23 protein-coding genes are annotated in these 24123 nt (G+C 61.4%); 10 read left to right on the forward strand and 13 right to left on the reverse strand.

Going from position 1 to position 24123, the window contains the following annotated elements; translation table 11 throughout:
- Positions 1 to 450 precede the first annotated feature (450 nt).
- From POF45_RS23670 to POF45_RS23690, 5 genes are all read left to right on the forward strand, one after another.
- Complete coding sequence (locus POF45_RS23670) at positions 451 to 1758, forward strand: glutamine synthetase family protein (RefSeq protein ID WP_431978632.1); 1308 nt, start codon at positions 451 to 453, stop codon at positions 1756 to 1758.
- Between the two features lie 118 nt (positions 1759 to 1876).
- Positions 1877 to 2539 (forward strand): class I SAM-dependent methyltransferase, encoded by a 663-nt coding sequence (locus POF45_RS23675; protein WP_282316906.1) that lies wholly within the window; start codon positions 1877 to 1879, stop codon positions 2537 to 2539.
- Positions 2540 to 2662: 123 nt separating this feature from the next.
- A complete protein-coding gene (gene rnd / locus POF45_RS23680; RefSeq protein ID WP_259500439.1) occupies positions 2663 to 3796 on the forward strand; it encodes a ribonuclease D in 1134 nt (377 codons plus the stop codon).
- Complete coding sequence (locus tag POF45_RS23685; RefSeq protein ID WP_259500442.1) at positions 3793 to 4086, forward strand: YcgL domain-containing protein; 294 nt, start codon at positions 3793 to 3795, stop codon at positions 4084 to 4086. Before rnd ends, POF45_RS23685 begins: the two co-directional genes overlap by 4 nt.
- A 117-nt stretch (positions 4087 to 4203) precedes the next feature.
- Positions 4204 to 5136: a D-2-hydroxyacid dehydrogenase gene (locus POF45_RS23690; protein ID WP_259500444.1), complete on the forward strand. Its 933-nt coding sequence runs from the start codon at positions 4204 to 4206 to the stop codon at positions 5134 to 5136.
- 140 nt (positions 5137 to 5276) lie between these two features.
- Here the strand turns inward: POF45_RS23690 and POF45_RS23695 are convergent, their stop codons facing one another.
- Positions 5277 to 5870: a nitroreductase family protein gene (locus POF45_RS23695; protein WP_282316907.1), complete on the reverse strand. Its 594-nt coding sequence runs from the start codon at positions 5868 to 5870 to the stop codon at positions 5277 to 5279.
- Between the two features lie 164 nt (positions 5871 to 6034).
- Between POF45_RS23695 and POF45_RS23700 the strand changes: the two genes are divergently transcribed.
- A complete protein-coding gene (locus POF45_RS23700; protein ID WP_282316908.1) occupies positions 6035 to 6484 on the forward strand; it encodes a YcgN family cysteine cluster protein in 450 nt (149 codons plus the stop codon).
- A 175-nt stretch (positions 6485 to 6659) separates the two neighbouring features.
- The gene (locus POF45_RS23705; RefSeq protein WP_259500449.1) at positions 6660 to 7889 is read left to right on the forward strand and encodes a hypothetical protein; all 1230 of its coding nucleotides are present in this window, start codon (positions 6660 to 6662) and stop codon (positions 7887 to 7889) included.
- A 111-nt stretch (positions 7890 to 8000) separates the two neighbouring features.
- Here POF45_RS23705 and POF45_RS23710 read toward each other — a convergent pair whose 3' ends face one another.
- The 5 genes from POF45_RS23710 to POF45_RS23730 form a co-directional block, all read right to left on the reverse strand.
- Positions 8001 to 8378, reverse strand: coding sequence for a YgaP family membrane protein (locus POF45_RS23710; RefSeq protein WP_259500451.1), 378 nt, complete (start codon positions 8376 to 8378; stop codon positions 8001 to 8003).
- Positions 8379 to 8458: 80 nt separating this feature from the next.
- A complete protein-coding gene (locus tag POF45_RS23715; RefSeq protein ID WP_054055178.1) occupies positions 8459 to 8929 on the reverse strand; it encodes an RNA methyltransferase in 471 nt (156 codons plus the stop codon).
- Between the two features lie 348 nt (positions 8930 to 9277).
- Positions 9278 to 10702, reverse strand: coding sequence for an efflux transporter outer membrane subunit (locus POF45_RS23720; protein ID WP_282316909.1), 1425 nt, complete (start codon positions 10700 to 10702; stop codon positions 9278 to 9280).
- A complete protein-coding gene (locus POF45_RS23725) occupies positions 10686 to 11852 on the reverse strand; it encodes an efflux RND transporter periplasmic adaptor subunit (RefSeq protein ID WP_259500455.1) in 1167 nt (388 codons plus the stop codon). The genes POF45_RS23720 and POF45_RS23725 overlap by 17 nt, the downstream gene beginning before the upstream one ends.
- Positions 11842 to 15078, reverse strand: coding sequence for an efflux RND transporter permease subunit (locus POF45_RS23730; RefSeq protein ID WP_259500457.1), 3237 nt, complete (start codon positions 15076 to 15078; stop codon positions 11842 to 11844). Before POF45_RS23730 ends, POF45_RS23725 begins: the two co-directional genes overlap by 11 nt.
- 223 nt (positions 15079 to 15301) lie before the next feature.
- Here POF45_RS23730 and POF45_RS23735 point away from each other — a divergent pair, with 223 nt between their 5' ends.
- Together POF45_RS23735 and POF45_RS23740 are read left to right on the forward strand one after the other, a co-directional pair.
- The gene (locus POF45_RS23735) at positions 15302 to 15706 is read left to right on the forward strand and encodes a PA0061/PA0062 family lipoprotein (RefSeq protein WP_259500459.1); all 405 of its coding nucleotides are present in this window, start codon (positions 15302 to 15304) and stop codon (positions 15704 to 15706) included.
- A gap of 154 nt (positions 15707 to 15860) precedes the next feature.
- Positions 15861 to 16271: a PA0061/PA0062 family lipoprotein gene (locus tag POF45_RS23740; RefSeq protein WP_282316910.1), complete on the forward strand. Its 411-nt coding sequence runs from the start codon at positions 15861 to 15863 to the stop codon at positions 16269 to 16271.
- 136 nt (positions 16272 to 16407) lie between these two features.
- On the opposite strand, the gene POF45_RS23745 is transcribed toward POF45_RS23740, so the two are convergent.
- From POF45_RS23745 to POF45_RS23765, 5 genes are all read right to left on the reverse strand, one after another.
- Entirely contained in the window at positions 16408 to 17793 is a 1386-nt protein-coding gene (locus tag POF45_RS23745) for a sensor histidine kinase (RefSeq protein ID WP_282316911.1), read from the reverse strand.
- Complete coding sequence (locus POF45_RS23750; RefSeq protein WP_259500464.1) at positions 17771 to 18454, reverse strand: response regulator transcription factor; 684 nt, start codon at positions 18452 to 18454, stop codon at positions 17771 to 17773. Before POF45_RS23750 ends, POF45_RS23745 begins: the two co-directional genes overlap by 23 nt.
- A gap of 247 nt (positions 18455 to 18701) precedes the next feature.
- Positions 18702 to 19556 carry a hypothetical protein gene (locus POF45_RS23755; protein ID WP_282316912.1) on the reverse strand — a complete coding sequence of 285 codons (855 nt, stop codon included), beginning with the start codon at positions 19554 to 19556 and terminating at the stop codon, positions 18702 to 18704.
- 276 nt (positions 19557 to 19832) lie between these two features.
- Positions 19833 to 20207 (reverse strand): YajD family HNH nuclease, encoded by a 375-nt coding sequence (locus tag POF45_RS23760; RefSeq protein WP_259500468.1) that lies wholly within the window; start codon positions 20205 to 20207, stop codon positions 19833 to 19835.
- 49 nt (positions 20208 to 20256) lie between these two features.
- Positions 20257 to 20943, reverse strand: coding sequence for a spermidine synthase (locus POF45_RS23765; RefSeq protein ID WP_259500470.1), 687 nt, complete (start codon positions 20941 to 20943; stop codon positions 20257 to 20259).
- 89 nt (positions 20944 to 21032) lie between these two features.
- Between POF45_RS23765 and POF45_RS23770 the strand changes: the two genes are divergently transcribed.
- Positions 21033 to 21323 (forward strand): hypothetical protein, encoded by a 291-nt coding sequence (locus POF45_RS23770; protein ID WP_259500472.1) that lies wholly within the window; start codon positions 21033 to 21035, stop codon positions 21321 to 21323.
- Here the strand turns inward: POF45_RS23770 and POF45_RS23775 are convergent.
- Positions 21320 to 21793: a cyclic nucleotide-binding domain-containing protein gene (locus tag POF45_RS23775; RefSeq protein ID WP_259500474.1), complete on the reverse strand. Its 474-nt coding sequence runs from the start codon at positions 21791 to 21793 to the stop codon at positions 21320 to 21322. The genes POF45_RS23770 and POF45_RS23775 overlap by 4 nt on opposite strands.
- A 143-nt stretch (positions 21794 to 21936) precedes the next feature.
- Positions 21937 to 23991 carry a S9 family peptidase gene (locus tag POF45_RS23780; RefSeq protein WP_282316913.1) on the reverse strand — a complete coding sequence of 685 codons (2055 nt, stop codon included), beginning with the start codon at positions 23989 to 23991 and terminating at the stop codon, positions 21937 to 21939.
- Positions 23992 to 24123: the final 132 nt, after the last annotated feature.

Below are 24123 nucleotides of genomic sequence, written 5' to 3' on the forward strand. Positions count from 1 at the left end.
GATCTCCCACAATGTTTAGCCAGCCCACAACCAATGTTCTTCAAATCCACATTTAACGACTTATGCCACCGTGTGACGCTGCCGCTCTCTGTTTTATCTGCGGTTCTCCCCATGGACGATTGGCCAGTCGCAATCCACACCCAGGCAACGGGCGCATATACGTCCAGTCTCGGTCGTCGATTCACGCCTGCCACGGCTCCCAATCTCTGCGCACTTCCATCCGAACTGGCCTTCTGGGCGCTGTGGCATTGTCGCCATGCGCGACCACCGGATTCCTACATCTGCCGTTGACTGTTCATACCTCGCTCGCGCCATGCCCGCGATTAAAGTGGTGGCGCCTGCACGCCTGTCCGATACGGAAAAAAGAGAATCCCCATGAGTTGCGCCACGACCGATTCTGCAAACAAACAGCAAGCCCTGGACTTTCTGCAACAGAACCCGGATATCGAGATGTTCGAGTTATTCATCCTCGACAACAACGGTGTGCCCCGCGGCAAGTTGTTGCACCGCGACGAATTGCTGGCGGTGTATGAAAGCGGTCGTCCACTGCCCAGCACCATTCTCGGCCTGACCATCAATGGCGATGACGTGGAAAACTCCGGTCTGGTGTGGGACGTCGGCGATATCGATTGCCGTGCCTACCCGGTCAGCGGCAGTTTGCAGCGCATGCCGTGGCGCCTGATTCCTACGGCGGCGGTGCAGGTCAGCATGCACCCCGAGGAAGGCATGCCCGCCACCATCGCCGACCCCCGGCATCTGTTGGCGAAAGTCATCGACGGTTTGCAGGCCGATGGCTATTACCCGGTGATGGCGGCGGAACTGGAGTTCTACCTGCTGGATCAGCAGCGTGACAGCCAGGGGCGACCACAACCGGCGCGTGATACCGATGGCGCACGACCGCGAACCACTCAGGTCTATGGGCTGCGCGAGCTGGAGCAGATCGAACCGTTTCTGGCCGATCTCTACAGTGCCTGCAAACTGCAGGGCATCCCGGCACGTACGGCAATTTCCGAATACGCGCCGGGGCAAGTGGAAATCACTCTCGAACATCGCAGCGATGCCTTGCAGGCCATGGACGAAGCGGTGCGCTACAAGCGCCTGGTCAAGGGCGTGGCACACAAGCACGGGATGGCCGCCTGTTTCATGGCCAAGCCTTTTGACGACCTGGCCGGCACCGGCCTGCACATGCACGTCAGCCTGGCGGACAAGGACGGCAACAATCTGTTCGCCTGCGAAGCCCCTGATGGCACACCGCTACTCAGGCATGCGGTGGGCGGCATGCTAGGCACCTTGCTTGATTCGCTGTTGCTTTTTTGCCCGAACGCCAACTCCTATCGGCGTTTCCAGACCAATAGCTATGCGCCGCTGGCTGCCACCTGGGGCGTGGACAATCGCACCGTCAGCCTGCGCGTGCCCGGCGGCCCGGCGTTTTCGCGACATATCGAACACCGTATCTGCGGGGCCGACGCCAACCCGTACCTGGCGGCTGCGGCGATTCTGGCCGGGATCCATCGCGGCATTCGTGAACAACTGGACCCCGGCGCGCCAGTAGAAGGCAACGGTTACGCCCAGGCCACCGAGTTACTGCCCACCGACTGGCTGACGACATTGCGCGCCCTGGAAGACTCGCAGTGGGCGCGAGACGCCTTCGGCACGCCCTTCCTCGGCGTGTACCTGGCGGTGAAGCGTGCGGAGTATCGCCAATTCATGGGGGAGGTGGGTGAGCAGGACTGGCGCTGGTATTTGCACCAGGCTTGAGTGTCGTTCTCACATGGATTTCGCTTGACCGACCCTCATCGCGACAGGCTTCGACCTTTTTTTCACGCACGCTTCGTTAATCTGTGGCCAAGAGGATTACCCACCAGAGCCAGTGCACATGTCCGCGCAATCGTCATCCGCTATCGAGCTTGAGTTCGCCCGACGTCACGATCAGGAGCACGCCCGCGTCTGCCAGCAGCCGCAGCGTCGTGGCTTGATGGGGCGTCTGGCGTTCCGGCGCGAGGAGCAACTGGTGCGCAACGCGCTCAAGGTCGCTGGCGAGCCGGGCCTGATTGTCGATGTGGCCTGTGGTGCCGGGCGCTTCTGGCCGGTGCTGGCCGAGCATGGCAACCGGGTGATCCTGGCGTGCGCCCTGTCCCAGGAGATGCTTGATCACGCCCGCACGCATCACCCGAAAAGCCTGCTCGAACGGGTCAAGACGTTCCAGAGTTCGGCGTTCACCATCGGTTTGCCGGCGAATGCGGTGGATTGTATTTTTTGCATGGAACTGTTTCGGCATATTCCCCGTGCCGAAGACCGTCTGGCGGCACTTGCAGAGTTCCATCGCGTCAGCCGTGACACGGTGATTGTCGCCGTCGAACTTGAAAGCCGTTTTGCCCGCCAGTCAGTCGCCGCTCAGGGTTTTGCCCCCCAGCCGTTGGCGCTCAGGGCTGACGTAGAGGCCGGGTTCAGGCAGGCGGGGTTCAGCCTGATCAGCCATCAGGACTTCTTTCCCGGTTGCGCATCGATGCGTGTCTATGTGTTGCGCAAGGCCGGCTAGTCTCCTCCTGTAAGATCATTCTTTTCATTCAGCAGGCTTTTTCGCACAAGTGGCGGGTCAGCGGATGCGCGGAAATCGCCGGGGGCGATATATACTGCGCGCCATTCTTCAAGGGAGAGCCGTGTGGCCATCGATATTCACTGGATTCGCGACAACGATAGCCTCGGTCAGTTTTGCGCCGAGTGGCAGCAGCTGCCATTCGTTGCCCTCGACACCGAATTCATGCGGGTCGACACTTTTTATCCGATTGCCGGCCTGTTGCAGATTGGCGATGGTGTACGCGCTTACCTGATTGACCCGCTGACCATCGACAACTGGCAGCCGCTGGCCGCGTTGCTGGAAAACCCGGCTGTGGTCAAAGTGGTGCATGCCTGCAGCGAAGACCTCGAAGTCCTGTTGCGCCTGACGGGCAGCCTGCCGGCCCCGCTGTTCGACACGCAACTGGCGGCCGCCTACCTGAACCTGGGTTTCTCGATGGGGTACTCGCGACTGGTGCAGGAAGTGCTCGGCATCGACCTGCCCAAGGGCGAGACCCGTTCCGACTGGCTGCAACGTCCGTTGTCCGAGACCCAGATCAGCTACGCTGCCGAAGATGCCTTGCACCTGGCGGAAGTTTTCGTACGCCTGCGTCCGAAACTGTCTGACGACAAATACGCCTGGGTGCTGGACGACGGTGCCGAACTGGTGGCCAACCTGCGCCGCGAGGTCGACCCGTACGAGGTCTATCGCGACGCCAAGCTCGCCTGGAAACTGTCCCGTGCCCAACTCGCCGTACTGCGCGAACTCTGTGCATGGCGTGAACACGAAGCCCGCGCCCGGGATTTGCCGCGCAACCGCATCGTGCGTGAGCATTCGCTATGGCCGCTGGCACGCACGCAACCGGACAACCTCGGCGCGCTGTCAAAAATCGAAGACATGCACCCGCGTACCGTGCGTCAGGACGGCGAGTTTTTGCTTGATCTGATCAAGCGCTCTGGCAGTGTGTCCCCGGATCAATGGCCTCCCGCCGTGCCGGAGCCGTTGCCGGTGGATGCCGCTGTGCTGGTAAAACAACTGCGTGCCATCGGCCAGGCCGAAGCTGAACGCTTGAACATCGCGCCGGAACTGATGCTGCGCAAGAAAACCCTGGAAGCGCTGCTCAAGAGCGGCTACCCCAATGGTCCCTACCAATTGCCTGATTCGCTGCGTGGCTGGCGCCGCGAATTGATGGGCCAGGCGCTGCTCGACAGCCTGGCCGCCGCCGGAGAACAGCCTTGAAACGTATTTGCTCCATTTATCGCAGCTCGAAGAAAAGCGAGATGTACCTCTATGTGCTCAAAAGTGATGCACTGGAGCGCGTGCCCGATCCGCTGATGGCCGCTTTCGGCAAAGCCATCCACGCCTTCGACCTGGTGCTGAGCCCGGAGCGCAAGCTCTCGCGCGAGGACATCGAAGTGGTGCTGGAAAACCTCGACAAGCAGGGCTATCACCTGCAAATGCCACCGGCCGAGGACGAGTACATCGAACATTTGCCCGAAGAGCTGCTGCGACGCAACGATCCGATGTGATCGGCAGACAGGCTCTATTCAGGGCCTATATGAAAGACTGGACGATTTTGGCGATGGCCGCGAGCAGGGAAATGCTCCCTCGGCGGCCTTGTGCACTGTTTTTGAAAGGTTTGAACCATGCGCGTTCTGATTGCTGAACACGACCACCCTGTGTACGCCCAACTGTTGCGCCAAGCGGCCCCCGAACTTGACGTGCTGACCAGCGGCGACTCTGCCGAACTGGCCCGCCACGCCGCCGATTGCCCGATCTGGCTCGGCCAGCCGGACCTGCTGGCGACCCTGCTGCGTCAGGGCCACCAACCGCAATGGCTGCAATCGACCTGGGCCGGCATCACGCCACTGCTGGCCGACGGCTTGCGTCGCGACTATCGCCTGACCCGTGCGGTGGGGATTTTTGGCCAGGTCATGGCCGAATACGTGCTGACCTACATGCTCGGCCATGAGCGCGAAGTATTGGCGCGGCTGGTCAGCCAGGTCGAGCGCAAATGGGACAATCGCCTGGGCCAGAGCCTGGCAGGGCGCAAGGTCTTGATCGTCGGCACTGGCGACATCGGCCAGACCGTGGCGCAGTTTCTGCTGCCATTCGGTGTGGAGCTGTATGGCATCGCCAGCACGGCCCGGGAGCAGGCGCCATTTGTCGAAGTCGCTGCGCTCGCGGACCTGCCACGATTGGTCGGCGAAGTGGATTACGTGATCAATCTGCTGCCCAATACCCCCGATACCCACGACTTGTACGACGCGGCGCTGTTCAAGCAATTCAAGTCGACCGGGTTGTTCATCAACGTCGGGCGTGGCGTGGCAGTGGTCGATGCGGATCTGGTGGAGGCCTTGAAAGAAGGCCATCTGGCGGGTGCGGTCATCGACGTCTGCCGCCAGGAGCCGCTGCCGCAGCGGCATCCGTTCTGGACGGCCTGGGGCTTGTTGCTGACCGGCCACAGTTCGGCGCCGACTTCGCCATCGATGATGGTGAATCTGTTTGTCGAAAACCTGCGGGCTTATCAGGCGGGTGAAGCGTTGCGCGGGGAAGTGGATTTCAATCGCGGGTATTGAAATCACGACGACTTCAATAGTGTGCAAAACCTGTGGGAGCGAGCCTGCTCGCGAAAGCGGTCTGCCAGTCAACAACGATGTTGAGTCTGACGGCCCCTTCGCGAGCAGGCTCGCTCCCACAGTTGGTTTTGCAGTGTGGCTTAGAGGGTGAAGTCGCCTTCAGCCGCCAACTCGCTCAACGGACGACGCGGGCTTGGCGCTTCACGGGCTTGCAGGTACTCGGCCAGGGTCGTTTTGTCGCCCAATTTGCCGACTGCCACTGCGGCGTGCAGCGCATAGCCTTCGGGGATGTTCAGCTCTTTGCGGGTCAGTTCCTGATCGAAACCGGCCATGCCGTGGGTGTGCCAGCCGCTGATGCTGGCTTGCAACGCCAGGTGTCCCCAGGCCGAACCCGTGTCGAAGGTGTGCCACAGGGCCGGGGTTTCTTCGGTCGCGCCAGGCACCGCGAACGTGGTTTTTGAAATCACGATCACCAGCGCCGACGCGTGTTGCGCCCAGCCACGGTTGAATTCATTGAGCAGGCCCAGGAAACGCTCCCAGTTTGGCGTGTCACGACGTGCGTAGAGAAAACGCCACGGCTGCGAGTTGTAGGCCGAGGGCGCCCAGCGGGCTGCTTCGAAAAAGCTCAGCAGGGTCTCTTCCGGGATGGCTTCGCCGGTAAAGGCGCGAGGCGACCAGCGATCAGTGAACTGCGGGTGAATGGCGTAATCGGTAACGCGTGGGTTAGCGCTCATCTGAAAATTCCTGGCCAGCTGGATGTGAGGGACGACGCAAAACCCTACTGGGCCGCGCGATAACTGACAAGTGAAGTTCTACCGACAGTCGCCAATGCTTGGCCCACGGGGCTGCGCGCACTAGACTGGCGGCCTTTTCACCACCTGATGTTGATGCTTGAGCCATGGTCGCCAAAGTCGAACCGTTCTGGATACGCAAAACCCTCGATCAACTCGATCAAGAGGAATGGGAGTCGCTGTGCGATGGCTGCGGCCTGTGCTGCCTGCAAAAGCTCGAAGATGAAGACGACAACAGCGTCTATTACACGCGCATCGCCTGCAAACTGCTGGACCTGAAAACCTGTCAGTGCACCAATTACCCCAACCGCCGCGACTTCGTCCCCGATTGCATCCAGCTCACGCCGGGCAAGGCCGACGAGTTCAAATGGCTGCCGCCGACGTGCGGTTACCGGCTGGTCAGCGAAGGCAAGGACCTGCCGTCGTGGCATCACCTGGTGTGCGGTGATCGCGACGCGGTGCACCACGAACGCATTTCCCAGTCCGGGCGCATGCTGGCCGAGGGCAGCGTGTCTGAGGATGAGTGGGAAGATCACCTGATTTTTCGCGCCGGTTAATTTTCAGTGTACATGCAGTTTTGATGCAAACGAGACCCCTGTGGCGAGCGAGCTTGCTCGCGCTGGGCTGCGTAGCAGGCCCAAAAAAAGTCACCAGTACCCATGTTGTGAGTGCTGTGCACTCAAGCGCGAGCAAGCTCGCTCGCCACAGTTAATGAGTCACAAAGGAGTGTGTATGACGGTGGGATTGCGGCTGGCGTTGGCTGTCGGGCTGTTGGCTCTGGGGTTGCCCGTGTGGGCGGCGAAGAAGGTCGATCTGGATTATCACGTGCGCCTGTTGCCGCAAAGCGATCAGGCCGAAGTGCGCCTGACGCTGGCTCAGGGCTCGGCGGTGCGCAGTCTGGATTTCGACCTTGGCGACGGCAGCCGCTACAGCGACTTCAAGGCCGACGGCCAATGGCAACTCACGCCGGGCGTCGGCGCTCGTGGCATCTGGCGCCCAGCTGCCGACAAGGCCAGCCTCACTTACCGCGTGCGCATCAGCCAGGCACGCAATAACGGCAGTTTCGACACACGCATGACGCCAGACTGGGCCTTGCTGCGCGGCGACGATCTGGTGCCGACGGCCAAGCTCGATCAGCAGGACGGCGTCGAGCTGGTAGCTCGCCTTGAATTCGAATTGCCCACGGGCTGGAAAAGCGTCGAAACCGCCTGGCCGCGCATCGGCAGAAACAAGTTTCGCATCGATAACGTATCGCGGCTGTTCGACCGGCCAACCGGCTGGATGCTCGCCGGCCAGCTCGGCAGCCGTCGTACGCGACTCGGCGAAACCGAAGTCACCGTGGCGTCGCCCCGTGGTCAGGGCATGCACCGCATGGACGTGCTGACGCTGCTGACGTTCATCTGGCCGCAGGTGCAGGCGGTCTACCCGCGTCATCCGGGCAAATTGCTGATCGTCGGCGCCAACGACCTCATGTGGCGCGGCAGCCTGGCGGCGCGGGAGTCGATCTACCTCAGCAGTCGTATGCCGCTGGTCAGCGAGAACGGCACCAGTGCGCTGATACGTGAGTTGGCCCAAGTGCTGGGGCGGATCAACGACAGCCAGCGCAGCGACTGGATCAGCGAAGGCTTTGCCGAGTATTACGCCATTGAGCTGGTACGCCGCGCCGGTGGCATCAGCGATGAGCGGTATGAAAGTTTGCAGAAAAAGCTGGCCAGGGCTAGCCAGAAGGTCAGCACCTTGAGGGGCGAGCGGATCAATGCGGCGCAGATTGCGAAAGCGGTGGTGTTGCTGGGGGAGCTGGATCGAGAGATTCGTTTGAAGACCCGCAACAAGCGCTCGCTGGACGACGTGCTGCGTGGGGCGATGCATCTGGGCAGTGTTGATACCAAGGCGTTTGTACAACTCGCCGAGAGCGTTATAGGGGAATCATCGAAAGTCCTCGACACCGAGTTGCTTCAGTAAGACCGCCTTCGCGAGCAGGCTCGCTCCCACATGGCTTTGTGAACGCCACAGATCCAATGTGGGCGCGAGCCTGCTCGCGAAGAGGCCATCAGCCTCACCCCGAAATCCGGATCAAACCCCCGCTTTCGGCGATTTCAACGAATCATTGCCCGTCACCGTGGCCGTGTTGGTCGCCGCCTCGGCATTGGCCTTCAACTGGCTCAACTCTTCCCCGGCCCGCTGAATCTTCGCCCGCACGTTGTTCATGTCCTGACGGCTTTTTTCCAGCAGGCTCTTGGCCGAGCTGTGCCCGGTGATGCCACGGGCCAGTGCCACGCCGCCGATGGCGACTTGAATCAGGCCGAACACGCCGCCGCGACGCAGGCCCTTGCCCACCATCACCACGCCACCGGCCAGGGAACCGATGCGCTCCCAGCCCTGGACGTTCTGTTCAGCGGGCGTCTGGAACGGGGTGGATTCGATACGTTCTACGCGTTTGAGTTCGCTCATGATCGGTCTCCAGGCTTCAAGAATAGATACTCAAGCTGACTGCCAAGGCGGCCCGCTTGTTCCATCGAATGTGCGGCGGCTCAGCGGAATTTAGGCCCTGAGCGGGTGTTCAGGCCCTTGGCCATGCGGTCGTACAGCACCACGTTGACGGTGGCTGCCAGGTTCATGCAACCGGTGGTCGGGATATAGACCACGTCTTCGCACCAGTCGCGAATCTCTTTATCCAGCGAGCCGTCTTCCGGGCCGAAGATGTAGAGGGCGCGGTCCGGGTGGGTGTATTCCGGCAACGAGCGGGCGCCTTCGACCAGTTCCACCGCCACCGGCACACAGCCCAGCGGCAGGATTTTTTTCAGGTCGTCGATGCCGATCAAGGGAATGTCGTAGTGAACACGCTTGGTGTCGGTGACGAAGTCGGCGGCGCGGTCATAGCGCTTGCCGGTGTAGAACACCGACGCCACACCGTAACAGCCGGCGGCGCGCATCACCGAACCGACGTTCTCCGGTGATTTGGGGTTATACAAACCAATGCAGCTGTACCGTTTATCTGCCACGAGCGGGGTGCCTTCGGGAAAAAGAGGGCGATTATACGGGGATTGGCCAGGGGTGGTCAGTTTCAAGATTGGCGGTGGCCGGCCGACCGCCATCGCGAGCAAGCTCGCTCCCACGGGGGATTTGTGTCGTGCCCAAATAATGCGTCCGGCGACGAACCGATGTGGGAGCGAGCTTGCTCGCGAAGAGGCCGTGTCAGTTGCCATTTATGTTGAATGACACACTGCCATCGCGAGCCAGCTCGCTCCCACAGGGAATTTGTGTCGTGCCCAAATAATGCGTCCGGCGACGAACCAGTGCGGGAGCGAGCTTGCTCGCGATTGGGCCAGTGCAGGCAGCATCAATATCGGTCAGCTACCACCATTCCACCCCCCACCCAACGCCACCACCAATCCCACACTCGCCTGCAACTGCCGCGTCTGCAACGTCTGCAACCGCAGCTGAGCCTGCAATGCCGAGGTTTGTGCCGTCACCACATCCAGATAATTCACTGCCCCGGCTTCATAGCTGTTCATGGCCAGCGTCTGGGTATGCTGGGCAGCATCGACCGCTGCCTGCTCGTCCCCGGCCTCGCGTTTCAGGTCGCGCAGTTGCGCCAGGTTGTCTTCGACTTCGCGCACTGCACGCAGCACCTGGCTGCGGTAGTGCGCGGCGGCTTCTTCGAATTCGGCTTTGGCCTGGCGTTCGTTGGCGTCGAGGCGACCGCCGTCGAAGATCGGCAGATTGACCAGCGGCCCCAGTGCCCAATAACGATTGCCGGCGGCCAGCAGGCTACCGCTGCCAGCGGTCTGCCCGCCGAGCAAGCCGGTCAGGCTGAAGTCCGGATACCAGGCGGCACGGGCAACGCCGATGTTGGCGTTGGCGGCAAACACCCGGCGCTCGGCTGCCGAGATGTCCGGGCGGCGTTGCAGCAAGGTGCTGGGCAGGGCGCCGGGGATCGACGGCAACCCCAGCGGCTGATTGCTCGCCTTGAGCTGAAACACACTGGCAGGTTCGCCCACCAGTTCGCCGATCGCATGCTCGGTCAGGTTGCGTTGCGCCCGCACATCGTCCAGCTGCGCCTGGGCTTCGGCCAGTTGGCTTTGGGCGCGGGTCAGGTCCAGCTCCGAGGCAATGGCGCCTTCATATCGGTCGCGGGTCAGTTGCAGCGCCTGTCCATAATCGTCCAGCGAGCTGGCGAGAATGGTGCTTTGCGCATCGAGACCATTGAGCTGGATATACAGGGTCGCCAGTTGCTGTTGCAGGCTCAACCGCGCCGATGCCAGATCATCCCCGGAGGCCTGGGCCTGTGCATCACCAGCCGCCACCTGATTGCGAATCCGGCCCCACAGGTCGAGGTCGAAATTCAGCGCAAACCCGGCCGTGTTGCTGTTGTACACCGACGGCTGATTGCTGCCGCGCAACGGCTTGTCCTCCGACTGGCGCTGGCGCAGCGGTTGGGCACTAGCAGTAATTTGCGGGAACAGCCCGGCGTGCAACTGGCCGGCATAGGCCTGTGCCGCATCAAAGTGCGCGAGGGCCGCCGCCAGGTCCGGGTTGGCCTTGAGCAGTTGCTGTTGCAGGTCGTTCAGACGTGGGTCCTGATACAGCTGCCACCATTGCGTCGAAATTTGTTGAGCGGGGTTGGCCAGGTGCCACGGACCGTCGCTGGTCTGTTCGCGGTATTGCGCGGGCAGGTCGAGCGTCGGCGCCTTGTAGGTCGGTGCCAGTGAACAGCCCTGCAAGGCCAGCGCCATGGCCACTGTTGCGGCCAGCGTTTCAAGCCTTGGGCGCATGGGCACCTCCGGCGTCGGCCAGTTGCACGACATCGCCTTCACGCAGCGCGTCTGGCGGATTGTCGACGACTCGATCCGCAGGCTTCAGGCCCTGATCGATCACCAGTCGCTCGCCCAGATCCAGGCCGATATGGATGTCACGCAAATGCACATGATTGTCCGGGTCGAGCACCGCGACTTGCGTGCCCTGGGCACGGAAGATCAGCGAACTGGCCGGGATGCTGACGCCATGGGTGTCAGCCGGAATCTGCAAGGTGGCCTCGGCATAGTCACCGGGCAGCAAGGCGCCGTCCGGGTTGTCGGCGACAAATTGCGCCAGCAGCGTGCCGGAGCGACGGTCCACCGCCGTGGAATCGCCGATCAGCCGAGCCGTGAAATGCTGGCCAGGATGCTCCGGCACGATCAATTCGGCCTGCATGCCGGGGCGGATCACGCTGGCATAGTTCTGCGGCACCGGCACATAGAGGCGCAGTTGATGGGTGTCGGCGATGTCGAACAGCTCCGGGTCGCTGTCGCTGTCGGCCTTGATCAACTGACCGATATCGGTATTGCGCGCGGTGATGGTCCCGGCGAAGGGCGCACGAATGGTCTTGTAGTCTTCAAGGGCCGAGAGCCGCGCATAGTCGGCGGCGGCAGCCTGGGCATTGGCCTTGGCGGCAGCGGCGTTGGAGCTTTTTTCATCGGCTTCCTGACGCGACACCGAATGCGTCGCCAGCAGGTTCTGCCAGCGGCTTGCGGTGGTTTCGGCCAGGCGTGCGTTGGCCTGTTCCTGAATCAGCCGCGCATGGGCTTGCGCCACTTGCTGATCGAGGTCCGGGCTGTCGATTTCGCCGAGAATCTGCCCGGCTTTCACCTGGGCACCGATGTCGGTTTTCCAGTCCTTGAGGTAGCCGCTGACGCGAGCGTGGATCGGCGCCTTGCTCCACGCCTCCAGATGCGCCGGCAGACGCAGGCTGTCGCCGTGCACGTTCTGTTGCGGCTGGAACACGCTGACCAGCGGCATGGCGGCGGTTTCGGTCCAGGCGGCCACGGCTTTTTCGTGGCGAGTGCGAGCGGCCAGTCCATTGGCTACCAGCAGCGCGGCCAGGGTCAGACCGCCAATCCCCGCCAGCATCAGGCGTTTGCGCGAAGGTTTTTGATCAGACGACATGGGTGTTTTCTCCAGCAAGATTTTCTTCAGCTTCAGCGCGAGATGATTGACGTCCATGGACCAGACTGAAAACCACGGGAACGAATAGCAGGGTGGCGGTAGTGGCGAGGATCAGGCCGCCGATCACGGCGCGGCCCAGTGGCGCGTTCTGTTCTTCGGACAGGGCCAGCGGCAGCATGCCGATGATCATCGCCAGGGCGGTCATGCACACGGGGCGGAAACGCGTGTAGCCACCCTCCAGCGCGGCCTTGAGAGCATCGCCGTGTTCGGCCAGGCGTTCACGACAGAAACTCACCACCAGAATCGAGTTGGCGGTCGCCACTCCCATACACAGGATGGCCCCGGTCAGGGCCGGCACCGACAGCGAGGTGCCGCTCAGGAACAGCATCCAGACAATCCCGGCGAGGGCGGCGGGCAGGGCGGTGATGATCACGAACGGATCGACCCAGGACTGGAAGTTGACCACGATCAGCAGGTAGATCAGCACCACTGCGCCGAGCAGGCCGAAGCTCAGACCGCTGAACGCTTCGTGCAGGGCATCGATCTGCCCGTGCAGGCTGATCACCGAGCCCTTGGGCCGCATCGAGGCGGTGTCATCCAGCACTTTCTGGATGTCCTTGGCGACGCCGCCGAGGTCGCGGCCCTGCACGTTGGCGTACAGGTCGAGGGTCGGCATGATGTTGTAGTGGCTGACCACCGCCGGGCTCTGTACCCGGGAAATGTTCGCCAGGCCGCCGAGAATCTGCGACCGGCCGTCACTGCCGGTCACCGGCAGCGCTTCCAGCGAAGGCAGGCTGTCCAGGCGATATTGCGGCGTGGCCGCGACCACCCCGTAAGACACGCCGTTGGCCGGGTTGAGCCAGAAGGTCGGTGCGGTCTGCGAGCTGCCGGCCAGGGAGGCGACCATGCTGTTGGTCACGTCACGCTCGGTGATGCCCAGGCCATTGGCCCGCAGCCGGTCAACGTTGACCTGCAATGACGGATAACCGGTGGACTGCTGGATCCGCAGGTCGGCAATCCCGGCGACATGTTGCAGGCGTCGCTCGAGTTCCACGGCGTAGGCACGGTTCTCATCGCCATTGGGCCCGGAAATTTTCACGTCCAGCGGTGCCGGTGCGCCGAAGTTGAGGATCTGGCTGCTGATGTCTGCCGGCAGAAACGCAAAGTGACTGCCGGGAAAACTGTTCGGCAAGGCTTCGCGCAGGCGTTTCACGTAATCGGCGGTGGGGCTGTGGTCGGCCTTGAGACTGACCTGGATGTCGCCATCCTGCGGGCCGATGGTGCCGCTGTTGCTGTAGGCCATGTCGATGCCGCTCAGCGGGATGCCGATGTTGTCGACAATGGTGTCCAGTTGATTGGCCGGAATGATCTCGCGGATGCGCGCTTCGATGCGGTCGAACGCCGCCGCGCTTTCTTCGATCCGCGTGCCCAGCGGCAAGCGCACATGCAGCGACAGCGCGCCGGCGTCGGTGGCCGGGAAGAAGTCCTGGCCCAGGCTCGGCAGCAGCGCAAACGAGGCCAGCACACAGGCGAGAAACCCCAGCAGGAAACGCTTGCGGTATTGCAGCGCCAGCTCCAGCAAACCGAAATACGTGTCCCGCAGGTTGGAGAAATGCCGCTCGAAACCCTGCTGGAAATTCAGCACCCGTTGCAGCAAAGGGTGGTGCTGTTTGCGGTGTTGTTCGCCCTCGTGATGGTTGATGAACTCATCTTCCGGGTGATGCCCCGGGCCTTGCTCCGGCACATGCGGCTTGAGCAGGAACATTGCCAGCGTCGGCACCAGCGTACGCGACAGGATGAACGAACTGGCCATGGCGAAAATCACCGCCAGCGCCATCGGCCGGAACAGGTAACCGGCGATACCCTGCAGCATGAACATCGGCACGAACACGATGCAGATGCACAGCAAGGACACGAAGGCCGGGCCGACAATCTGCTTCGCACCGTCAAGGATCGCGGTCTTCACCGCCTTGCCTTGTTCCAGGTGCCAGTTGATGTTCTCGATGGTCACCGTGGCATCGTCCACCAGAATCCCCACCGCCAACGCCAGCCCTCCGAGCGTCATGACGTTCAGGGTCTGGCCGCTGACGGCCAGCAGGGCGATGGCCGACAACACGGCCAGCGGAATCGAGGCGGCGATGATCAGGGTCGAGCGCCAGCTGCCGAGGAACAGCAGGATCATTGCGCTGGTCAGCAACGCGGCGATGATGCCTTCTTTGGCGACGCTGCCCACCGATTGTTTGACGAACACCGAAGCGTCTCCCAACAGCGAGGTTTTCAGCGACGGCGGCAGGGTTTCGTTGATGCGCGGCAGCATCTGGCGAATGCCGTCGATGATCGACAGCGTGGAAATGTTGCCGTTCTTCAGCGCCGGCATCAGCACCGCACGACGCCCGTCCACGCGCACGATGTTGGTCTGCGGCGGTGAGCCGTCGCGCACGTGGGCCACCTGGCCGATGGTGATCAACGCGCCGTCGACGGTCTTGATCGGCAGGTCGTTGAGTTCATCGATGGCTTTCGGGCTGTTATTGAGCAGCACCGTGTATTCGTTGGGGCCGAGCTTGGCGGTGCCCACCGGGATGATCTGGTTCTGCGCCGCCAACGCGTTGCCCACGTCCTGGGCCGAGAGACCCTTGGCGGCCAGCGCTTGCGGGTCAAGATCGAGGGTGATCTGCCGTTGTTTGCCGCCCATGGGCGTGGGGATCGCCAGCCCCGGCACCGACGTCAGCGGCAGGCGGATGTTGTTCTGCACCAGGTCGCGGATCTTCGCCTCCGACAACGTCGGGCTTGAGAACGCCATCTGCAAGATCGGCACGGTCGAGGCGCTGTAGTTGAGGATCAGCGGCGGGGTGATGCCCGGTGGCATCTGTTTCAGCACGGTCTGCGATACCGCCGTGACCTGAGCATTGGCGGTGCGGATATCCACACCCGGTTGGAAGAAGATCTTGACGATGCCCATGCCCGGCAGCGATTGCGACTCGATGTGTTCGATGTCGTTGACCGTGGTGCTCAGCGAACGCTCATAGGTATAGATCACCCGTCCGGCCATGTCCTGCGGCGCCAGGCCGTTGTACTGCCAGACCACCGCGATGACCGGAATACCAATGTCGGGAAACACGTCCGTGGGCGTACGCAGGGCCGCCATCGGCCCGATGATGCAGATGAAAATTGCCAGCACGATAAACGTGTAGGGCTTGAGCAGTGCGGTCTTTACCAGCCCGAGCATGCCGTAACCTCCGAGTCTTGAATTGCAATTCTCGGCAGTCTTGCGCTTGTTACTTAACGATTTGCCTTCACGGGCATGAAGATATTTTTAACGATTGGCTGAAAATCCTTTCATGGGGATTCATTTGTCCCGGACCGTCTATCTCGCCACTCTGAACTCCAGATCGATGGGCGCTTTCGAAAGTACAGGCGCCATCGACGCCCATATCGAGAGGTGATTTTCCATGAAGCTAAAACCGCTATTACTGGTTCCGGGACTGAGTCTGGTGTGTCTGTTGTCGGCATGCGCCGGACCCGTGCCCAAAGCTGATCCGAGTGAAGCCTGGATTGGTCTGAAACAACCGAACAGCGCTGACTTGGTGGCGGAGCGGATCGATGGCAAAGAAGTCAACGACGGCCGCTATTTCGAAGTCGAACCGGGTGCGCATCACCTGGACATGAAGTTGTTCAGCGGCGCCGATGGCGGCTCGACCGATCTCAACTGTGCCGGTCGACTGGACTACAGCCAGTTCAAGGCCGGTGAGCACTACCACCTGGAAGCGTCGAGTGAGGGCGAGAAAGCCCGGGTCAACCTGCTGGACTCCCACGGCAACCAGGTTGCGCAGAGCCGCAATTTCAGCTGCACATAAGCCAGCGCAAAAAAACCTGTGGGAGCGAGCCTGCTCGCGAAGAGGGCGTGTCAGACACATCAATGTTGACTGTGCCGCCGCTTTCGCGAGCAGGCTCGCTCCCACAGGGGAGGTGTGGTGTTTTTCAGATCGGTTTTTATAGGAAAGTCTTTCAATGTCATTTAAACATCTGCTGCTTATTCCGGGCCTGAGCGTCGTCTGCCTGTTGTCCGCCTGTGCCGGTCCCATGCCGCAACCCGATCCGGGCATGGCCTGGATCGGGCTTCAGGAGGAGGCCCCCAATGACATGCTGGCCGAACGGGTGGACGGTAAACGTATCGACGATGGCCGTTTCTTCGAGGTGGCCCCAGGCTCGCACAATCTGGAGGTGACGCTGTTCGAGATCCCGGGTGGCGATTCGAACCAGCAGGATTGTGAAGGCAAGGTCAGCTACAACCAGTTCCATGCCGGCGAACACTACAAACTGGTGGAAACCAGCCTGGGCCGGGAAGTGAGTGCAAAGCTTGAAGACTCGCACGGCAAGGAACTGGCCCAGACCGGCGACTTCCAGTGCATGCCGGGTTAACTGACTCAGCACCTATCACGGTGGGAACGGCGGTGCGACGTTCGGCTTGCTCGCGCAGGCGGCGTGTCAGTCGATATACAGGTTGCCTGACCCACCGCCTTCGTCGGAACGCCGCCCGGAGCAAGCCCGCTTGTGTCTAGATCAGGGCCGTCCGGCAATCCAGGATCATCCGCGTACCGCCCCGCACCCCACTGCCCACTTCGAGCTTGAAGCCATGCAAATTGATGATGGCCGCAACAATCGACAACCCCAGTCCGAAGCCGCTCTGATGCTGAGTGTCATCACAGCGATAGAAACGCTGGAAGATCGCCTCTCGCTCAACGGCAGGAATACCGGGGCCGGTGTCCAGTATTTCGATCCGTGTGCTGCCGGTTTCGTTGCTCGCTCTGAGCGTCACCTCGCCACCCTGCGGGGTGAACTTGATCGAGTTGCTCAACAGGTTCGCCAGGGTTTCAAACAGCAAGGCCCGGTCGCCATGCAGCGGCGGCAATGATTCGGGGCGTTGCAGGCGCAAGGTCAGTCCGGCCTCCTCGGCGAGCGGCAGGTAAAAGTCATACACCTCGTCGAGCAACGGGCTCGGATCGAGCTGGACGAAGTCGGCGCGGCGTTGATGATCTTCCAGTTCAGAGATACGCAACAGGCTGCGAAAACGCGCCATCAGGTTGTCGGCCTCGTTGATGACTTTATTCATCTGCGCGGCCTGGGGCGAGCCTTCCACCGCCTCTTGCTGGATGCGGTAAAGCTGCGTGCGGAGGCGGGTCAGCGGTGTGCGCAAATCATGGGCGATGTTGTCACACACGCCTTTGACTTCGTTCATCAGCCGCTCGATGCGCTCCAGCATGGCATTGACGATGGCGGCCAGCATGTCCAGTTCATCGCGCCGGTCCGACAACGGCAGGCGCTGGGTCAAATTGCCGGCGACGATGGCTTCGGCACTGGCCTGGATCGCCCGGATACGCCGCAACGGGCGGCGGCGCAGCAGCTGCCAGCCAGCAAGGCCGGGAATGATGGTCAGGGAAATGCCCCAGAACAGCGCATGCCAGATGATCTGGGTGACCGCCAGCAGCGAACCGTTGTCGCGCACCAGCACCAGCCAGCGACCGTTGCCAATCGCGGTGGCCACCGCGTCGCAACTGGATTGCGGCAGGGCAGGATCGTCGGAGTCCACGCAGTTGCTCAGCTCATGAATCTGCCCGTCCAGTGGCAGTCGCGCGGGGATAGAGTGGATCGCGCCGTTCAAGGGGTTTTTCTGACTGTCGAAGAGGCCAAAGGCGTCCACGCTGGGCATGTCGAGCTTCATGCTGCTGTTCAGCGCTTCAATCAACTGGTCGCCGTGCAGGCGCGCGAACAGATGCTGACGCTGCATCAGCGAGTGCCGGGCAAGGTTGCTCAGGTAGCCGGACACTTCGTAGTACAAGCCGCCCATGAGTACACAGCTCCAGATCACGAACAGCGCGCTGTACAGCGCCAGCATGCGGCTGGTCGATGAACTCCAGCCTTTAGACAGGTTCGGCAATGACATACCCCGAGCCTCGCATGGTCCGAATCAATGGCATCAGGCCGGGCGGGTCTATCTTCTTGCGCAGACGGCCGATGTGCACGTCGATCAGGTTGGTGCCCGGGTCGAAGTGGTAGCCCCAGACTTCTTCGAAAATCATCATGCGCGACAGGATCTGCCCGGTATTGCGCATCATGAATTCGAGCAGTTTGTATTCGGTGGGCAACAGGTTCAGCGGTTGTTCGGCGCGATGCGCCTCGTGGCTGATCAGGTTGAGTTCCAGGTCGGCGACCCGCAGTGTGGTTTCGAATGCCGCCACCGGGCTTTTGCGCCGCAACAGCACTTCGACCCGTGCCGCCATTTCGTCGGTGGCGAACGGCTTGGACAGATAGTCGTCGCCACCGGCGCGCAGCCCGCGCACACGCTCGTCGACATCGGACAGGGCGCTGATCATAAGAATCGGCGTTGCCACGCCAATGGCGCGCAACGTGGTGACAATGGCCAGGCCATCGAGCTCGGGCAGCATGCGGTCGAGGGTGATCAGGTCGTAGTTGCCGCTGACGGCTTTCACCAGTCCTTCGCGGCCATTGTCGATCCAGTCCACTTCGAAACCGTGGCTTTGCAGTTCGGTCACGATCTCCCTGGCCGTCACGGCATCATCTTCAATGGTCAAAATACGGGTCATGTCGGTTTCCTGACAGAAGTTGCGGATGTCAGGATTTTGCCAACAAACGTCGTACGACTTGCTTACGAAAGTTTCATACTCGGTACAAAGGAATTGGGCTAAGGGCGGGGATTGGAACTTGTGCAGGTGTTCAGTCGGGTGAAGTCCCTGTGGGAGCGGGCTTGCTCGCGAAAGCGATGTGTCAGTAAACATTGATGTCGACTGACACGCCCTCTTCGCGAGCAGGTTTTTTTGTTGTCTGGTGGTGTTACGTGGCGGGCAACATCGCCTTGATCCTTTCCATCAGCGTATTGCTGGCGTTGGTGATCTTGCTGCTTTGTGGGTTCAGGCTTGTCGAGCCATTGGTGTTTGCACCCGACAGGATCTCCGCCAGGTTGTTGAAGTGGCCCTTTTTCTTGTCATCAGCGCCTGGGTTGACCTTGCCGTACTGATTCAAGGCGTCCTGCAGCGTCTGGTGCTGGGACAGCCATTGCGGGGTGGTCTTTTCTTCAGGGCTCAAGCGGTCGAGGAAATTCAGCGCTGCCTTGGCGCGACCGATCGGGTCGTTGGCAAACGGGTCTTTCCAGTTCTTTTTCTGATCCTCGGGGCCGCTGTACTGACCAGACGCCAGGCGGGCCTGCTGCTGCATCAACGCTTTGGCGGCGTCTTGCTCATCCTTGGAGAACTTGCCGCCCTGGTTGGTGGCGACGGCATTCAACGAGCGCCGATCGAGGTCGCCCATCAATGCATTCTTGTCTTCAACGCTGGCGCTGTAAGGCTTTTCGCCGGCTTTCATCTGCGCGTATTTGTCATCCATGCGTTTACGTGCATCGATGGCCACGTCCGGGAAAGACTTGTCCCTGGAGCTGGATACCGCACCGGGCTGGGTGACACCCAGTACCAGGGCGTCAGCGTTCATGCCCTTGCGTACCGGAAAAAACGGCGTGTTGTTGGAAATCGAACCGCTGTAGTCGGTGGATTTTTTAGAGAGGCTGATCGCGTCATCGGTCTTGGTTTTTTTGTCTGCCTGCCCGGTGTCACCGGCACTGGCTTTAGCTTTGGCCTGGGCCGCTGCGTAATGAGCGACGATGGTGGAGCTATCGAAGGTTGAGGTGACGTTCATCGGATGTGTCTGCCCGCGAGTATGTATTAAGGCTGATACATCGCAAGAACAGTGCCATCAGGGGGTAATGGCACGGTTGGGGCAGATTTGTAACGGTTTCGATATGTTTGCCGGGCTGCAAATGACTGCCGGTAGCGGCAGGTTGTCGCCGCCGGACCGGCAAAACTTGTCAATTGTGGGAGCGAGCCTGCTCGCGAAGGCGGTGTGTCAGGCAACGTTGATACTGGCTGATAGCGCTTTCGCGAGCAGGCTCGCTCCTATAGGAGGAGGCCAGCCTCAGTCTTCTTTTTTCATCAGCCCGGCCAGTGCCGCAAACGGGTTATGCGTGGCCTTGGCGATTTTCGGCGTGCTCAGCGAGCCTTCGCCGAAGTATTGCTGGTCGGTATAACGGGAGTGTTCGTTGTCGTGGCAGTACAGGCACAACAGTTCCCAGTTCGAACCGTCCTGAGGGTTGTTGTCGTGGTTGTGGTCGCGGTGGTGCACGGTCAGTTCGCTCAGGCGTTTGCCGGCAAATTCACGGGCGCAACGGCCGCACACATGCGGGTACATTTTCAGCGCCTTGTCGCGGTAACCCATTTCCTTGTCGCGCTGGTTGTCGGCGAGGATGCGGTCCAGCTTCGAGGTGTTGGTCGGGGGCGTTGACGAACTCATGGGTTCACCTTTGTAGAAAGACTAATGACGGTATGTAGAAGAGTTTAGCTCAGCCCTTGAGCTTCTCGGCAATCCAGATGGTGTGGCGCGTGCCCTTGTTGCCGTGGGCGAAGACCTGCACTTCCTCGGCCTTGAAACCGGCTTTTTTCAACTTGTCGGAAAACTGCCGGTCGGCGCTGGCCGACCACACGGCCAGCACGCCTTTGGGCCGCAAGGCTTTGGCGCAGGCGCTCAGGCCGCCGGCGGAGTACAGCCAGCTGTTGGCTTTCTGGGTCAGGCCTTCGGGGCCGTTGTCGACGTCGAGCATGATCGCATCGAAGCCCTGCGGTTCGGCTTGCAGGACCTTGGCCACGTCTTCCATGCGGATCACCGTGCGCGGGTCGAGGAGCGGTTTGCCGGCTTTTTCGCCCAGCGGGCCACGGTTCCATTCAACGACCCCCGGCACCAGCTCGGCGACCACCACTTCGGCGGTCTTGCCCAGATGCTTGAGCGCAGAGGCAAGGGTAAAACCCATGCCCAGGCCACCGATCAATACGCGTGAGTCCGGTCGACCGGCCACCTTGCGGCACGGGATCTCGGCCAGGGCGTCTTCGGAACCGTGCATGCGGGTGTTCATCAGTTGTCCGCCGTCGCCGCCCTGGATCTTGATGACGAAGTCCTCGCCGTATTCGAACAGGCACAGGGCACCGCCGTTTTCAGGAATAGGAGCGGTGTCGAGCAGAACGAAACGTTTCATGAGAGGCTCTTGAGCAGAAAATGGCATAAGGCAAATCGACGCCGTTGGGAGTAGCCTGCTGGCAGACAACAAGGCCAACGGAGCCATTGATGAAGCGCACCATTCTAACGGTCATTGCCATGGCCGCGCTCTCGATAACTGCAGTGCAGGCCCAGGAGCAACAAACCATCCCCGTCAGCCCCGCGCCGATGCCCGGTTCGCCCGGCACCGCGACACCGACGCCGTACCCGCAGATCACGCCCACTGCTGTGCCACGAGCCGGGACCGGCAGTGGCGGCACGCCGTTGCTGCCGCCCATCGAAATGCCCAGCCCGCCCAAGGACCAGACGTTGCCGGGGCTTGAGCAGAGCGCGACGAAGATCAAGTCGCCAGGCGGCTAGACCTGCTGCGACAGCAGTTGCCCGTCAGCCATGCGCAGACGTTTCGAGAGGGAGACGGCGAGGGCGCGGATGATCTTGGCGGCAATTTTTGGCGCGTCGTTGAGCATCTTTTCCAGCGAGTCCTTGCCCAGGTTGAGCAACTGACAGTTGCTCGCCGCCACGCAACTGGCCGAGCGCCGCTCACCATCGAGTACGGCCATTTCACCGAAGGCCCGACCGCTGCGCAGGGTGGCCATGGTCACCCGTTGCCCGTCGCTGTTGGTCTTCTGCACCGCCACTTGGCCGGTGTGGATGATGCACATGAAACTGCCGGCATCGCCTTCGTGGAAGATCTCTTCACCTTCGGCCACGGTGCTGATGCTGAAATAGCCCGAGGCGGTGGCAAAATCAGCCGGCAGCAATTGATCGAACAGGCCGCAGTCCATCAGCCAGTCGCGGATTTCGTTGTTCAGCAAGGTCGGTTCTGACATGGTCTTTTTCTTGTGTCTGTTGCGGTTCCGGGCTTATGAATCGACACATCCCCCCCTGTGGGAGCGGGCTTGCTCCCACAGGGGGATAGTGTTGTATCGGGCCCGGTGTCAGGGTTTAAGACCTGATCACCGGGCCAAGTTCCTCAGGCAATGCCCAAAATCTTGAAAACAAATGCGTATTCGAGCGCTACGTCACGTAACCCCTGATATCGGCCGCTCATCCCGCCATGCCCGGCGCCCAGTTCGGTCTTGAGCAGCAGCGGGTTGTTGTCGGTTTTGCTGGCCCGTAGTTTCGCCACCCACTTGGCCGCTTCCCAATACTGCACGCGACTGTCGTTGTAGCCGGCAACCACCAGCATCGCCGGATAGGCTTGCGCGCAGACGTTTTCGTACGGGGCATAGGCCTTGATCCGATCATGAACGTCCGGCTCTTCGGGATTGCCCCACTCGTCATATTCGGTGACGGTCAGCGGCAAATCCGGATCGAGCATGGTGTTGAGGACGTCGACGAACGGCACTTCGGCAATCGCGGCGGCAAACAGCTCCGGGCGCTGGTTGAGCACGGCACCGATCAACAGGCCACCGGCACTGCCGCCGCTGATTGCCAGTTGCTGCGCGGTGGTGAAGCCGTTGTCGATCAGGTGTTCGGCGCAGGCGATAAAGTCGCTGAAGGTGTTGTGCTTGTGCTCCTGCTTGCCGGCGCGATACCAGGCTTCGCCCAGTTCACCGCCGCCACGCACATGAGCGATGGCGAAGGCCATGCCGCGATCCAGCAAGCTCAGACGGGCGTGGGAGAACCACGGATCGAGACTTTCGCCATAGGCGCCGTAGCCGTAGAGATACAACGGCGCTGGCTTGCCGAGTGCTTCGCGCTTGACTACCAGGCTGATCGGCACCTGCGTGCCGTCCGGCGCGGTCGCCCACAGGCGCTGGCTGACATAGGCGTCGGCATCGAACGGGCCGAGTACCGGGGTTTGCTTCAACACCTGTTGTTCGCCACTGGCCAGCTCCAGCTGACGCACCTGCGCCGGGCGATTCAGAGCCTCGTAGCGCAGGCGAATCCGGTCACTGACAAACTCCAGGCTGTTTTGCACATGCAGGCTGTAGGCCGCGTCCGGCAGTTGCACGCGATACGGCGACAGGCCTTGTGGGTGAACTTCGATGATTGGCAGGCCACCTTCACGCAAGCTCAGCGTCAACGCGTCGATATTCAGGCTCACGCCCTCGATCATCACGGTGTCGCTGTGGGGGATCAGGTTCTGCCAGTCGGCCTCGCTCGGCGTCGCGCCGGTATCGACGGCGTGGTACAGGGCGAAGTTGATGCCGTCGCGGTTGGTGCGAATGAACCAGGTCCATTGACCATCGAAGGTGCCGTGATCGACGTCGTATTCGTGGTCTTCGACCCGTGGCGCCAGGCAGGTAAAGGCCTGCTGCGGCTGGAAGGCGTCCAGGGCCCAGACTTCGCTGGTGGTCTTGCTGCCCAGCGTCAGCAGCAACTGTTGCTCGGAACTGGAACGGTAGCAATGCAGGAAGAACCGCCCGTCCGGCTCATGGAACACTTCTTCGGCGGCCGTGCCGTCCAGCCGATAGCGCAGCAGCTTGTGCGGGCGATGGGTGTCGTCCAGTTCGCCGAAGAACAGCGTCAGGCTGTCGTTGGCCCAGGTCATGCTGCCGTCGCAGTCTTCGAATTCCAGTTCGCTGACCTTGCCGTTGGACAATTCCTTCACGAACAGGGTGTAAATCTCATCGCCGCTGGCATCGACGCTGTAGGCCAGCCGCTGATGGTCCGGGCTGATGCTGAAGGCGCCCAATGAGAAGAAGCCGCCGTTGGCCAGAGCGTTCGGGTCCAGCAGCAATTGTTCCTGGCTTTCGTCGATATACAGGCTGTCATCGGCCGGGCGCGGGCAGCGGTAGTGTCGGGCGTACTCGTCACCGGCCGTGGTGCGGGTGTAATACAGGTACGGACCCCATGGGGAGGGCAGGGACAGGTCGGTTTCCAGAATCCTGCCCTTGATTTCCTCGAACAGGGTTTCGCGCAATCCGGCCTGATCGGCGGTTTGTGCTTCCTGGTAGCTGTTTTCAGCCTTCAGGTAGTCGAGCACCGCGTCGGTGTCGCGCTCCTGAAGCCAGGCATACGGGTCAGAGCCTGCGGCCTTGTGGGCAATCGGAGCGCTGGTGACGTTGGCGGATAAGGGCATGAAGGGCTCTCGGACGATGTACGGAATTAGGGTTTCGCCACCGTGGGTGCTGGCGTGTCGATCGGGTGCAACACTGAACCTGTGGCGAGGGAGCTTGCTCGCGCTGGACTGCCTAGCAGTCCCCTTTCTTTA

Source organism: Pseudomonas fungipugnans (genome assembly GCF_029955235.1).
In the GTDB taxonomy this organism is placed as follows: Bacteria; Pseudomonadota; Gammaproteobacteria; order Pseudomonadales; family Pseudomonadaceae; genus Aquipseudomonas; species Aquipseudomonas fungipugnans.